This window comes from Peribacillus sp. NJ11, from assembly GCF_030348405.1.
GTDB lineage: Bacteria > Bacillota > Bacilli > Bacillales > DSM-1321 > Peribacillus.
On the sequence record NZ_JAUCFO010000001.1, the window covers coordinates 2,104,326 to 2,117,562 of the forward strand.

The 13,237-nt window shown below is 42.2% G+C and carries 13 protein-coding genes, 1 pseudogene and 1 other annotated feature; of the genes and pseudogenes, 10 read left to right on the plus strand and 4 right to left on the minus strand.

Annotation, left to right across the window (positions count from 1 at the left end):
* Window positions 1-133: 133 nt before the first annotated feature.
* The 3 genes from desA (at window position 134) to argS (ending at window position 3,829) form a co-directional block, all read left to right on the plus strand.
* Entirely contained in the window at window positions 134-1,165 is a 1,032-nt protein-coding gene (gene desA, locus QUF86_RS10440; protein ID WP_289334262.1) for a Delta(5) desaturase DesA, read from the plus strand.
* 93 nt (window positions 1,166-1,258) lie between these two features.
* Window positions 1,259-1,804, plus strand: a complete 546-nt coding sequence (locus QUF86_RS10445; protein ID WP_289314904.1) for a response regulator — start codon at window positions 1,259-1,261, stop codon at window positions 1,802-1,804.
* A gap of 88 nt (window positions 1,805-1,892) precedes the next feature.
* Window positions 1,893-2,111 (plus strand) — a binding site (T-box leader).
* Between the two features lie 38 nt (window positions 2,112-2,149).
* A complete protein-coding gene (argS, locus tag QUF86_RS10450) occupies window positions 2,150-3,829 on the plus strand; it encodes an arginine--tRNA ligase (protein WP_483313911.1) in 1,680 nt (559 codons plus the stop codon).
* Between the two features lie 56 nt (window positions 3,830-3,885).
* Here the strand turns inward: argS and QUF86_RS10455 are convergent.
* A pseudogene (locus QUF86_RS10455) lies at window positions 3,886-4,017 on the minus strand (hypothetical protein); the annotation flags it as partial.
* 356 nt (window positions 4,018-4,373) lie between these two features.
* Between QUF86_RS10455 and QUF86_RS10460 the strand changes: the two are divergent.
* The 6 genes from QUF86_RS10460 to hxlB all read left to right on the plus strand — a co-directional run bounded on the left by QUF86_RS10460 (window position 4,374) and on the right by hxlB (window position 9,672).
* A complete protein-coding gene (locus QUF86_RS10460) occupies window positions 4,374-5,408 on the plus strand; it encodes a LacI family DNA-binding transcriptional regulator (RefSeq protein ID WP_289334264.1) in 1,035 nt (344 codons plus the stop codon).
* A 93-nt stretch (window positions 5,409-5,501) separates the two neighbouring features.
* Window positions 5,502-6,272, plus strand: coding sequence for a sugar phosphate isomerase/epimerase family protein (locus QUF86_RS10465; protein WP_289334265.1), 771 nt, complete (start codon window positions 5,502-5,504; stop codon window positions 6,270-6,272).
* Window positions 6,259-7,230 (plus strand): sugar kinase, encoded by a 972-nt coding sequence (locus QUF86_RS10470; RefSeq protein ID WP_289334266.1) that lies wholly within the window; start codon window positions 6,259-6,261, stop codon window positions 7,228-7,230. The genes QUF86_RS10465 and QUF86_RS10470 overlap by 14 nt, the downstream gene beginning before the upstream one ends.
* Window positions 7,212-8,495, plus strand: coding sequence for an MFS transporter (locus QUF86_RS10475; RefSeq protein ID WP_289314909.1), 1,284 nt, complete (start codon window positions 7,212-7,214; stop codon window positions 8,493-8,495). Before QUF86_RS10470 ends, QUF86_RS10475 begins: the two co-directional genes overlap by 19 nt.
* Window positions 8,492-9,124 carry a 3-hexulose-6-phosphate synthase gene (gene hxlA, locus QUF86_RS10480; protein ID WP_289334267.1) on the plus strand — a complete coding sequence of 211 codons (633 nt, stop codon included), beginning with the start codon at window positions 8,492-8,494 and terminating at the stop codon, window positions 9,122-9,124. Before QUF86_RS10475 ends, hxlA begins: the two co-directional genes overlap by 4 nt.
* Complete coding sequence (hxlB, locus tag QUF86_RS10485; protein ID WP_289314911.1) at window positions 9,121-9,672, plus strand: 6-phospho-3-hexuloisomerase; 552 nt, start codon at window positions 9,121-9,123, stop codon at window positions 9,670-9,672. The genes hxlA and hxlB overlap by 4 nt, the downstream gene beginning before the upstream one ends.
* Before the next feature lie 160 nt (window positions 9,673-9,832).
* Here the strand turns inward: hxlB and QUF86_RS10490 are convergent, their stop codons facing one another.
* Together QUF86_RS10490 and QUF86_RS10495 are read right to left on the minus strand one after the other, a co-directional pair.
* The gene (locus tag QUF86_RS10490; RefSeq protein WP_289314912.1) at window positions 9,833-11,014 is read right to left on the minus strand and encodes an NAD(P)/FAD-dependent oxidoreductase; all 1,182 of its coding nucleotides are present in this window, start codon (window positions 11,012-11,014) and stop codon (window positions 9,833-9,835) included.
* 39 nt (window positions 11,015-11,053) lie between these two features.
* Window positions 11,054-11,485: a helical membrane plugin domain-containing protein gene (locus QUF86_RS10495; RefSeq protein ID WP_289334268.1), complete on the minus strand. Its 432-nt coding sequence runs from the start codon at window positions 11,483-11,485 to the stop codon at window positions 11,054-11,056.
* Window positions 11,486-11,820: 335 nt separating this feature from the next.
* Here QUF86_RS10495 and QUF86_RS10500 point away from each other — a divergent pair, with 335 nt between their 5' ends.
* Window positions 11,821-11,991 (plus strand): hypothetical protein, encoded by a 171-nt coding sequence (locus QUF86_RS10500; protein ID WP_289314914.1) that lies wholly within the window; start codon window positions 11,821-11,823, stop codon window positions 11,989-11,991.
* Window positions 11,992-12,636: 645 nt separating this feature from the next.
* Here the strand turns inward: QUF86_RS10500 and QUF86_RS10505 are convergent.
* Window positions 12,637-13,221, minus strand: a complete 585-nt coding sequence (locus QUF86_RS10505) for a DJ-1/PfpI family protein (protein WP_289334269.1) — start codon at window positions 13,219-13,221, stop codon at window positions 12,637-12,639.
* Window positions 13,222-13,237 lie beyond the last annotated feature (16 nt).

Sequence of the window (13,237 nt, forward strand, 5' to 3'; positions counted from 1 at the left end):
ATATGTGCAGGCTAAAGAAAAACTTGTACATGACATTTGTCATCTTCTAGTCATGACACCTGGTACTAATAATTTAAGGTTGATTTCTTTATAATATGAAATAACGACAAATAAAAGGAAGTGCAATTGATTAATGACTATACAAAACACTAAAAACTTGAGAAAACAAATTGCTCCTTTTGAACAATCAACGACAAAGGAAAGTATATGGCAGATCATCAATACATTGGGACCGTTCATCATTTTATGGTACCTAGCATATATAAGTCTTTCCGTTTCTTATTGGTTAACTTTAATTCCAGCTGTGTTGGCTGCTGGCTTCCTGACAAGAATTTTCATTATTTTTCATGATTGTACGCATCATTCATTTTTCAAAAGCCGCCGTGCGAATAGAATAGTCGGGACAATCATGGGTGTTTTGACTTTATTCCCTTTTGATCAATGGGGGCATGAGCATTCTGTGCATCACGCAACAAGCGGTAATTTAGATAAGCGGGGTACAGGAGACATTTGGACCCTTACGGTGGATGAATATTTGGCTGCACCGCTTAAGCTTCGTTTTGCCTATCGTTTTTATCGCAATCCATTGGTTATGTTTGGAATAGGTCCAATTTATGTTTTCCTTCTTAAGAATAGATTTAACCGTAAAGGTGCTAGAAAGAAGGAAAAAATGAATACTTATTTGACGAATGCAATAATCGTTGTTTTAGTGGCATTACTTTGCCTGGCAGTAGGTTGGCAGTCGTTTCTTTTAGTACAAGGTTCCATTTTCATGATTTCTGGTTCAGTGGGCATTTGGCTGTTTTACGTCCAGCATACATTTGAGGACTCTTATTTTGAAGAAAATGAGGAGTGGGAATATGTATTGGCAGCAGTGGAAGGAAGTTCTTTTTATAAGCTTCCAAAACTGATGCAGTTCCTTACTGGTAATATCGGTTACCATCATGTTCACCATTTAAGTCCAAGGGTACCTAACTATAAATTGGAAATGGCGCACAATAATACGCAGCCATTAGAGAACGTTCCAACGATTACTCTTGCGACAAGCTTGAGCTCACTCCGTTTCCGTTTATGGGATGAGAAAAACAAGAATTTTGTTGGCTTCAAAGACATAAAATATTTAACGAAAAAAAGCGTTTCCGCTCAAGTGAAATCTGAACTGTAACGTTCATGAATCATTCCAGACTCCCTTAATAATCCTTGGATTAGGGGGAGTCTTTGCTTCATATAAGCGACTCGATAAAGGAGAGAACTTAAAATGATTCGAATTGTCATTGCAGAGAATCAGCAAATGCTGTTAGAGGCAATAAGTTCTCTACTCAATCTTGAAGAAGATATAGAAATTGTCGGGCAAGCCAGTAATGGAGAAGAAGCGATCACTCTTGTGAACCAATTACAGCCTGATGTTTGTATCATGGATATGGAGATGCCTGTAATGAGCGGACTTGAGGCAGCAGAAGCTTTAAAGTCATTTGAATGTAAAGTGATTATATTAACGACATTTCGAAGGACTGGTTATTTTCAACTTGCGTTAAAAGCTAATGTAAGTGGTTATTTATTGAAGGATGGCCCGAGCGAAGAGTTAGCCTGCTCGATTCGCAGCATAATGGACGGCAAGCGTATATACTCCCCCGAACTTACAGATGAGTCTTCCAACAATAATACCCGGGAAATGGGAGTGTTAGGCCTGTTAGCCGATGGTCAAACCACAAATGAACCATCTAATCAGCAAAGAAACCCAATTGGTACCGTAAGGAAATATTTTTCAACGATCAAGGATAAAATGAAGTTACCGGCTGGTTAGTCATATTGAGACTTAATAACCGGTTGGATCTGAAATCCTGTGTTGACACGTATTTTTAAATTGTGTACGATGGATTAAATCATATATTGAAAATTCTGTGATAAAGAGAGTAGTTCATTTTGAAATGGAAAGCGAGTTAGGGATGGTGTGAGCCTAATGCAGGACGGATGAATGAAGCGCACTTTGGAGAAATTTCTTGAAACGTTTAGTAGGGAACATCGGGGAGTCACCTCGTTAACAATGGAAAGTGGTCACGATTTGTGGCAACTAGAGTGGTACCACGGGAATCCATGCTCTCGTCTCTTATTTAGAGACGGGGGCTTTTTTGTTTTTTTAGGAGGGAAAATGACGATGAATAAAACAATTGCAGCATTAATTTCAACTGCTTTAAACAATGAATTGCCAGCAAGCGAAATAGAAAAATTAATGGAAAAGCCTAAATTAATGGAGTTAGGTGATGTCGCCTTTCCATGCTTTACACTTGCAAAAAAATTTAAAAAATCACCTCAAGTTATTGCGTCTGAAATAGCTGAACAATTAACCGGTCATTTGATCCACGAAGTGAACGTAGTGGGTGGCTATCTGAATATCTTCGTCAATCAAAAGATGGTGACGGAAAATGTGCTGCAAACCATATTAAGTGAGAAGGAGCAGTATGGTTCGAAGCAGCCTGTACAGGAAAATGTCGTGATTGATTATTCATCCCCGAATATTGCCAAGCCTTTTTCCATGGGGCACTTACGCTCAACGGTCATAGGGAATGCACTGGCTAACATTGCTGAAAAAAATGGCTATAATGCCGTGCGTATTAATCATTTAGGGGATTGGGGCACGCAATTCGGCAAATTGATTGTCGCGTATAAGCTGTGGGGAGACAAAGAGGCAATCGAAGCATCCCCGATTCAAGAATTATTGAAAATCTATGTGAAGTTCCATGCTATGGCTGAAACGGATGAATCGTTGAATGACCAAGCACGCGCTAGCTTCAAGTCGCTTGAAGATGGAGACGAGGAGGCACTGGCACTATGGAAATGGTTCAGGGATGCGTCTCTAAAAGAATTCGATACGATTTATGATTTATTGGGCATCCGTTTTGATTCCTATGCTGGCGAAGCGTTTTACAATGACAAAATGGATGTTGTTGTCGAGGAATTGAATGAAAAAGGCTTACTTACCCTTTCCGAAGGTGCTTATGTCGTGGAATTGGAAGATATGCCGCCTTGCTTGATTAAGAAAACGGACGGTGCGACACTTTATGCGACGCGTGATTTAGCAGCAGCACTGTATCGTAAAAAGCAGTATGATGCAAAGAAAACATTTTACGTTGTAGGAAACGAACAATCCCTGCACTTTAAACAACTCTTTAACGTCATTGGGAAAATGGGTTACGATTGGTCAAATGACTTACAGCACGTAGCCTTTGGCATGATGTTAAAAGACGGTAAGAAAATGTCGACACGTAAAGGGAAAGTCGTGCTGCTTGCGGATGTATTGGCAGAGGCAATCGAAACTGCAAAGCGCAATATCGAAGAAAAAAATCAGGCACTTGAACAGAAAGAACTGGTTGCGAAACAGGTTGGTGTCGGTGCGGTAATCTTTAATGATTTAAAAAATCACCGCATGAACGATATTGATTTTTCATTAGAGCAAATGATGAATTTTGAGGGAGAAACGGGTCCTTATGTACAGTACACATTTGCGCGAATTTCATCATTGCTTGAAAAAGGTGAATATAAAGAGCAGGCCATCCATTTTGAAGCTTTAGGAGAATATGCTTGGTCAGTACTCCAGCTGCTGGAGCAATATCCAATCATTGTCCAAAAATCATTTGAACAAGCCGACCCATCACAAATCGCGAAATTCAGCTTGCAGTTATCACGCGCATTCAATAAGTATTATGCACATACGAAAATCTTGGTTGAAGATGAATGGAAACAAATGAAGCTCTCATTCGCTTTCTCCGTAGCGATAGTATTAAAGGATGCGCTAAGTTTATTGGGAATTTCAGCGCCGACTAAAATGTAAAGTTAAAACGAATAAAGAATCCATTTTGAAGAAAGATTGATCAAAATGGATTCTTTTTAAATGAAATGGCAAAAACCCCCACTCGATGACATAAAACCATAAGGGGATTTATCATCAATTTCGATCGTGATTTCCACGCCAGCCTTTATATCTTTATGTGCATAAAAGTCTATCGTTAAATCTTCTGAATTATGATCGAACGGCGCATTCGGAGTGTAAGAATGATTGAATAGTGATCCATTTCCTAAGGCAACCCTGGTGCAGTGATACTACTTTGTTTTCCAGATGCTGCACGGTAAATGTAGTTTCCAATGTTTCAATCAAGAGTGTTTTGTAGTACTTACGGTATTGATTCAGGAACCTGCAAGAGAGATTGATTGATGGATGAACGGACCGGAAGAAGAAGCTCCTTTTTCAAAAGCAGGCTCTGCTATTAAAATTTGATATGGGAAAAATATGAATAAAATGGATTGACATTCATTGGGAATGTGTTAATATTTATAAAAATGGAACCGGTTCCAAAATTCGCGAATGGATGAATGAAATGGTTAAACGAGAAAATTCAAAAGTTACAATTTACGATGTCGCTAGAGAAGCAGGTGTTTCAAAAACCTCCGTTTCCCGGTATTTAGGGGGGAGATATGATGAACTCTCTGACAAAACCCGCAAGAAAATCGAGTTTGCGATCAACAAAATGGATTACCGCCCAAACACGATGGCCAGAGGGCTTAAAAGCAATAAGAGTTATTTGATTGGAATCATCGTGGCGGACATCAACAATCCATATACGACGGCCATCCTTCGGGGGGCTGAAGATATATGCAGCCAGAATGGATATAATCTGATGATTTGCAATTCGGATAATAATCCGGAGAAGGAAAGAGGATATTTTGATATGCTTCTATCCCATCGCATTGACGGTCTTATCATTCATACGACTGGCGGAAATCACGACATGTTAAAACAGATGCAAGACCAAAAGACACCGATCATCCTTTTGGATCGGAAAGTGCCGGATCTTGAAATCGATACGGTAGGATTGGATAATTTACAGGCTACTTCTCAAGCGGTCAATTATCTTGTCGGCCAAAATTATGAACGGATTGCGTTTTTCAGCGAACCTGCAAGCAAGGTCAGTACCAGGTATGAACGGCGGCTATCGTTTCAGCAAACGCTGATGAGCCACAGTCATCCGAGTTCAGAAGATGTTTATGAGGTAAATGTCGACGATTTACATGATGTCGGGTCCAAGCTCCAGCATTTTTTAGATGACTCAAAAGGCGTATCAAGAGTTATATTGACGGCAAATAGCGTCGTGCTATTAAAATTAATTTTACTTTTTCAAGAAAAGAAATTGGCGGTACCTAGAGATTTAGCAATAATGGGATTTGATAATCCGGATTGGAGTACCATTGTTTATTCGGGTATTACAACGATTGAACAGCCCACATACCAAATCGGGGTCGCTGCTATGGAAATGATCCTGCGCCGCATTGATGGTCAGGTGTCTCCAGCCCAAACAATGGCATATCAAGCGAAGTTGAATGTTAGACAAACGACGCCTTTTATACAGAAGTAAGTCTTCTAAGCATGGAAGACTTTTATTCTTCACCCAAAATGGTACCGATACCATTTTAGTTTGTTAAAGCGTTCGTTAGGAGGAGGAATCATTATGAAAGTCTTTGTATGCATGAATTCATTACCGCTGGAATTGCTTCAAACGCTCGGACATCTTGAAATCATAAAAGCAGTGGTGGCTGCTGGAGCTGATGGAATCGAAATCAGAAGAGAGCTATTGGGCCAGGATGATAGGTTGGAAGAATTGGGTGCCTTATGCAAGGAGCTTAACTTGGACATTTATTATTCCGCTCCGGAATTCCTGATCGGACCTAACCATCAAATCAATGAACAAGGTTTTAAGCGACTGGCAAGGGAATCGGATGAACTGGGAGCGGAATTGTTAAAGATGCCTCTAGGAAACTACCACTTCTCGGAAACCGATATGGCTCAAGTGAAAGAGGTCTTGACGGAAAATCTGCAAAACGGCGGATTAAAAATCACCATCGAGAACGATCAAACGCTAGACGGCGGAAATGTAAACCGGATCGCCCATTTCCTGAACCGCTCCGAAAAGTTTGATATCCCGATTAGATTGACGTTTGATACGGGGAACTGGCTGTATACAGACGAGGTTCCAATGAATGCTGCAAAAGATTTAGCGAGATATGTAGACTATATTCATCTGAAAAAAGTGAAGCGGGGGAAAGAGGAATGGGTGACCGAGCCGGTATCATTGCCGCTGCAGCCTGGGGTGATAGAGTTATTGGAAAGGTTCAGTGATGCCTGTCCGAGAGCGATTGAATTCCCGGTAACCCTGGAAAATGTAGAGAACTATATTTCACATATGAAATCGGAACGGGAGGTTAGCCATGAGCGAGCTTAAGGTATTGACGATGGGAGAGGCAATGGCGATGTTCATAGCTGATGAGCCAGGAAAACTTGAAGACTGCTTTAGTTATAAACGTTATGTGGCGGGGGCGGAAACCAATGTAGCGATTGGTCTGTCAAGGTTAGGGATCAAAACTGCATGGATGAGCAAGGTGGGGGACGATTCGTTCGGGCGCATGATATTGAAAACGCTAACAAATGAAGGGGTGGATGTCTCCAATGTTTTAGTGGATGCGTTCAATCCAACTGGGTTCCAGCTAAAATCGAAAGTCGAACAAGGGGATCCGGTCGTTGAATACTTTAGGAAGAATTCAAGCGCCAGTAAGATTTCCCTGGAGGATTTTCCCCTGGAGAAGCTCCCTTCAACTCAGCATCTGCATTTAACGGGGATACCTCCTGCGATTTCCAGCAGTTTCAGAGAGTTGTCGTGGGAAGTCTTGAATCATCTGAAACAAAAGGGTGTAACCGTATCATTCGATCCAAACCTTCGTCCATCACTCTGGAAGAATGAAAGGGAGATGATCAACATCGTCAATCGGTTTGCGGAAGAGGCGGATTGGCTGCTTCCCGGAATGAAGGAGGGTGAAATTCTTACAGGATACAGCAAAAAAGAGGATATCGCCAGTTACTATCTCGAACTCGGTGTTAAGCTTGTGGTGATTAAACTTGGGGAAGAAGGCGCCTACTTTGCGACCCAGAATGAAAGGAAAGAGGTACCGGGTTTTGCTGTAACGAAGGTCGTAGATACCGTAGGGGCAGGAGACGGGTTTGCAGTCGGGGTAATAAGCGCTTTATTGGAAGGGGCAACGTATCAAGAAGCCGTTGTACGGGGAAATGCGATAGGGGCCAAAGCTGTGATGTCTTCTGGAGATCACGAAGGGCTTCCTGATATGGCAGAGCTAGAACACTTTATGAAAAAAGGAGTGGTTCAATCATGTCTCAATTACAGGTAGCTTCGCGAAAAAGGTGGATGAGATTGATCCCCTTAGTGTTCATCACATACAGCCTCGCCTATCTCGACCGTGCCAATTATGGGTTTGGTGTAGCGGGAGGGATGGGGGAAGACCTAAATATCACAGCCGGGGTATCTTCCTTTCTGGCCGCGCTGTTTTTCCTGGGTTATTTCTTCTTTCAAATTCCAGGCGCGCATTACGCGGAAAAGAAAAGTGCCAAAATTCTGATTTTCTGGAGCTTGATTCTCTGGGGAGGACTGGCCACATTGACGGGTATGGCGACAAGTGTGGAATGGCTCTATCCGATTCGCTTCTTTCTGGGTGTCGTTGAAAGCGCTGTTATGCCTGCGATGCTCGTTTTCCTTAGCCACTGGTTCTTAAAAGAAGAACGTTCCCGGGCCAACACCTTTTTGATCCTGGGGAATCCTGTTACTGTATTGTGGATGTCGATCCTTTCCGGCTACCTATTGAAGGCATTCGACTGGAGATGGCTGTTCATCATTGAAGGACTTCCGGCTGTCCTGTGGGCGTTCATCTGGTATAAGGCCGTCAATGACCGTCCAAAAGATGCCAAGTGGCTTACCGATCAAGAAAAGAAAGATATGGAAATGGTCCTCCAGAAAGAACAGGCCGCATTAAAACCCGTTAAAAATTATAAGGAAGCTTTTAAGTCGAAGCAGGTCATCGTGCTCAGCATCCAATACTTCATGTGGAGCATTGGGGTTTATGGGTTCGTCATGTGGCTGCCGTCCATTATTAAACAGGCGTCCAATATGGATATAGTAGCAACGGGCTGGCTTTCATCCGGACCTTACTTATTAGCGGTCGTTTCAATGTTGGCACTATCCTATTATTCGGATAAAACATTGAATCGGAAAACGTTCGTTTGGACATCGCTGCTAGTGGGGGCCATCGCATTCTTCGGATCCTTCATGATCGGCACATCGAATTTCTGGCTTTCATATGCACTGTTGGTCATTGCTGGCGGAGCGATGTATGCCCCGTATGGACCGTTCTTTGCCATCATTCCTGAAATACTTCCAAGGAATGTCGCTGGCGGTGCAATGGCCCTGATTAACAGCATGGGGGCGCTTGGCTCATTTGTAGGTGCCTATTTCGTCGGATATTTAAACGGATTGACTGGCGGGCCTGGAGCATCCTATATTTTCATGGCGGGATCTTTATTGATTTCAGCGTTACTGACATTGATGGTTAAAAAGCCAGCGGTTACATCAGTCAAGCAAATGGAGGTGGTTTCGTCTTGAAAATTCAGCTGGCGTTGGATCGCATGAATATGGGGGAAGCCATTGAAATGGCACGAACCGTGGAATCTTCGATTGATTGGATCGAAGTGGGGACTTCCCTGATCAAAGAGTTCGGAACGAATAGCATCAAAGAAATGAGAAAACACTTTCCCGATAAAAAAATCGTTGCAGACATGAAGACGATGGACAATGCGGCTTACGAAATGGATCTTTGCTTTCAAGGCGGGGCCGATGTAGCTACGGTAATGGGGGCTGCTTCAGATGTAACCATCCAAAAATGCCTGGAAAAGGCACTTGAATACAATGGGAAGATCATGATTGATTTATTGAATGTATCCGATTCCCGGCTTGAACAGTTACGGATTTACAATCAGGCGATTTTCTGTGAGCATGTAAGCAAGGATAGCCAGGAGATAGCTGATCATGCCATGATCCATATGAGAAATCACGCTGGATCCATGAGCGCGGCTGCAGGAGGGATCACACTTTCATCCTTGCCTGTAATGATCAGGCGGGGTGTGGATGTCTTGATAATTGGCTCGGCGATTACAAAAGCAAAAAATCCAGCAGAAGCTGCCCGTCTATTTAACGAAACGATGAATGGGGAGAAAGGTGTGAAGAAAGTTTGAAAAAGGAAATTGCGGTTATTTTAGAAGAAATGAACGGTGTATTTCACAAAATGGACGGAACGGAAACGGATGAGCTCCTAAAGCAGTTACAGTCGGACAACAGGATTTTCATCGTAGGTGAAGGAAGGTCGGGCTTCATGGCTAAAGCCTTTGCGATGCGATTGATGCATCTCGGCTTAAACGTTTATGCAGTCGGCGAGACGATTACCCCTTCTATTGCGAAAGGCGATCTAATCATAGCCATTAGCGGGAGCGGCTCGACAAAAAGTGTGATTTCGGTTGCGGCAAAAGGCAGGGAAATGGGATGCAAGGTGTTTTCCATCACGACGAATGATCAATCCGATTTAGCGAATGTCTCTCATGAGGTCTTGTTGATTCCAGCTGCAACGAAAAATCGCTTGGACCATGAAACGAAAAGCGTCCAGCCGTTAAGCTCATTGTTTGATCAATGCGTACATGTTTTATGTGATGCAGTATGCTTGGACTATTCATTAACCCAGTCCATAAGCCACGAGCTCACTTATTCCAAACATAGCAATGTAGAGTGAAATATGGCGGGCCCCCTTCAAGTAGGGGGCCCGCCTTTTTTTCTGTAGGCCATCAATAAAAAGTTAAACCTCGTGAAATAAAAATGCCCTTTACTCCCAATGACGGGGAATAAAGGGCATGTACCGCGGACATGTAAATGCATGTCACGGCTATAATAAATTAATAAGCCAAGCTGAATAGGGCTTTGATGTGTGATAGATAGCGAATATTACTTGCTTCTTTCATCAAAGTAGCGGGCAGACCTTTTAGGGAAGTGTTATTGGCTCCAACAGTTGCCACCGCATCCTTACGGCCAAGGCTCGCAAGTGTACCTGAGTTTACAGGTGAAAATTCTTCGAGTTTCTTGCCTTCAAACGCTGCATATAGGTTGTATCCAACAAGCTCACCCATTTGCCAAGCATTTTGTGCAGTAGGAGCGTATGGACGTCCGCCTTCTGGAGGGAAAGCAAGGGCACTGTCCCCGACGACGAATACATCATTATGGGATTTGGATTGCAAATACTCATTGACGGCCGCTTTGCCGCGATCCACTTCAAGGCCTGATTCGCCTACGATAGGAAGGGCTGCAACTCCGCCTGTCCAAACAAGCGTATTGGCAACGATAGTTTGTCCATCTTTTAATTCGATTTGGTTTCCTTTAACACCCGTAACAGGCAGACCTGTCAAGAATTCAACGCCGCGTGCTTCCAAGCTTGTCATGGCACGTTCGATTAAGTGATCAGGCAGGACCGGAAGGATTTTTGGACCAGCTTCCACAAGCTTGATTTTCAAGTCCTTGAAGTCCACTCCGAACTTTTTGGCGATTTTAGGGAAATGATCCACGATTTCACCGATTAACTCGACGCCCGTCAAGCCGCCGCCGCCGATCACGATCGTTGCGTCCGCTTCATTATTCGTTTGTGCATATTCACGGATGCGATCTTCGATATGTTTGTAAATCTTGTTTGCATCATTTACGGATTTCAAGACCATGCTGTTTTCCTCAAGTCCCGGAATGCCGAAGAATCCTGTTTGGCTTCCCAAAGCAACAACCAGGGCATCATAAGATAAAGTGGAGCCATTGGAAAGCTTCACTTCTTTTTTATCGACTGAGAAAGACTCCACTTTTGAAATGGCAAGGTCGATATCTTTTCCTTTGAAAAGTTTTTCCAAAGGAATGGAAACAGCTTGTTCAGAAATGGATCCGCCTGCAAGACGGTGCAATTCGGTGATGATTTGGTGCGTCGGAAATTGGTTCACCACTGTAACCTGCACTTCATCCTTCTTGTAATATTCACGTACGGATAAGGCAGATAGTAATCCAGCATAACCTGCACCTAAGATGACGATTTGTTTTGACATAGTTAATCCCCCGTCCTTACTGATTGAAAGTTTATCAAATTATTTTTGGTTTTTACGTTCTGAAGAGACTTCAAGAAAAGCTTGGGCGAAACGGAAAAGCTTTTGCGCTTGCGGGTCTTTCATCATTCTTAACAGACCAAAAAGACCGATCACATCATTATTCACTTCGGCGCGATCCTTAGCTTCGATGGAAGTGGCCGCAAGCCCTTTCACTGAATCGACCACAGGTCCTGCGATCTCCGAAATGGCGCTGACCGTATCATTTTTCAAAACATCATCAGTCGTTACTGATTGAGCAAAATCATAAGACTTTGTTAAAATATTCACTATCTCAGTCAGCTTTGGTAACTGCTCAACTAAAGTGTTCAAGGATTCCTGAACCTCAGGCTTTAATAATTGGTCCAGTACATCTAATTGTTTTTGGCGGTCATTAAGTTGTTCAGTCTGTGATTGGGTAATCGTTTCTGACATATCCAATTCTCCTTTACAATAAGCATTTTGTTAATATAATTAGAAAAACTTGTAAAATATTGCACAAAGTGCAACACAAAAAAAATACTTTTAAAAATTAAATAAAAGCTATCCTTTAGTATATCCTTTTAGCTTCATGAAAACAGCTGATTTTTTAAAAATATCCATAAAATAAGCTTTTCCTTCATATTTAAAGGATCTAACCTAATGGAAGGTCTTATGTATGGCCTGGAATTTTTCACTAAAATGGACCATTTTGTAAAGTGTCTATCATCGTCGCCTGTCATACATATTTCCATCTTTATTTGCCATCCTAAATGATGGAGGTGAATATTGTGACTGATTCAGAATCTAAACTTGTAGAAGAGAATAATGATGAGAAGCATAATAAACTGGTTGGCAATATGGAATATACGAAAGCGCAACTATTGGAAGGCATGAATGGAATTTCTGAAGTTTACCTCAAAAACAGTGAGGAAGGCACATCGGAAACATCTGATAAATAATAATTTCGTAAGCACAGCGAACCAGTTATGCTTACTTAGTGTTGCTTATTTTTGTAAAAAAAACTCCTTAATCCTCACTATGCAGCTGTTCGGATATTCTGAAAGTTAACTCGACTTTATGGTGAATTGACTCTAGAAATTCTACTCTCCATCGCCCTAAAATGGACTCGGTGAATTAAATGATTAATCTATAAATAACTGTCGAATCTAATGGACTTCGCCAGCCAGCGAAGCTAAACCTAGATCAAAAACCAGTTCTATCAATTATATCTAATTGATAGAACTGGTTTTTTTATTTCATCATTCATCTTGTTCCGTTTTTGGCCTTCGAAAATCCAGCGGTTGGCTGATACTTTTTCACACAGTTCTATTTGAAAAGACTGTAGGAGAAAGGGAGCGGAAAACGTATCTTTCATAAAATAATTTCCGAACCTATGACCAAAGCAACACCTTCAACTCCTTGGGTTTTGATTGGAGAGGAAGGTGCGAGACTCCTGCGGGAAAAGCGCGTCTAGGGGAGACCCCGCAGGCGCAAGCCGAGGAGGCTCCCGGACCGCCCGCGGAAAGCGAGTGCCTGGATCGGAAATCAACGTCCAAATTGTATACAGTCTGAGGGTTCCGAATTCATTCGGATAAGAGCCATTCTTATTGGAACCCCATCAATTCCTTCACATGTTTACAATTTTCTTCGGAAGTGAGCATTTCCAAGAGCGTGAAGGCAACATCGAATGCTGTTGAAGGATTGTAGGATGTAATGATATTATCAGTGACGACAATCGGTTCATTAACGACAATCGCACCATAATCTTTTAGCTGACCCTGTCTCTTACTAGTCGGATGGTTGTACGTAGTGGCTTTTCTTCCATTCAATATCCCGCTTTTTCCTAATGGGAGAGAACCTACACAAATCGTTGCTATGATTTTGTTCTTATTGTGAAAATACTTTATAACATCAAGAAACCTCTGATCATATGCATCATCATAGAAACCGGCTTCTTCAAAGCCTCCTGGAATGGCCAAAGCATCGAAGTCATCAAGATTTACTTGATCGATGGTAAATTCGGGCTGCACGATGAAATTCCATGTGCATTTCAATTGTTCATGAAGTCCCACCGTAACTAGATCAGTGGTACCATCACCCTCCAATTTATTCCATCCCAATACATCTGTAAACACACTTGCTTCAACCGCTTCGAATCCATTGGAAAGCAGCATCAATACTTTTTTCATAGCAGTATCCCCCTTA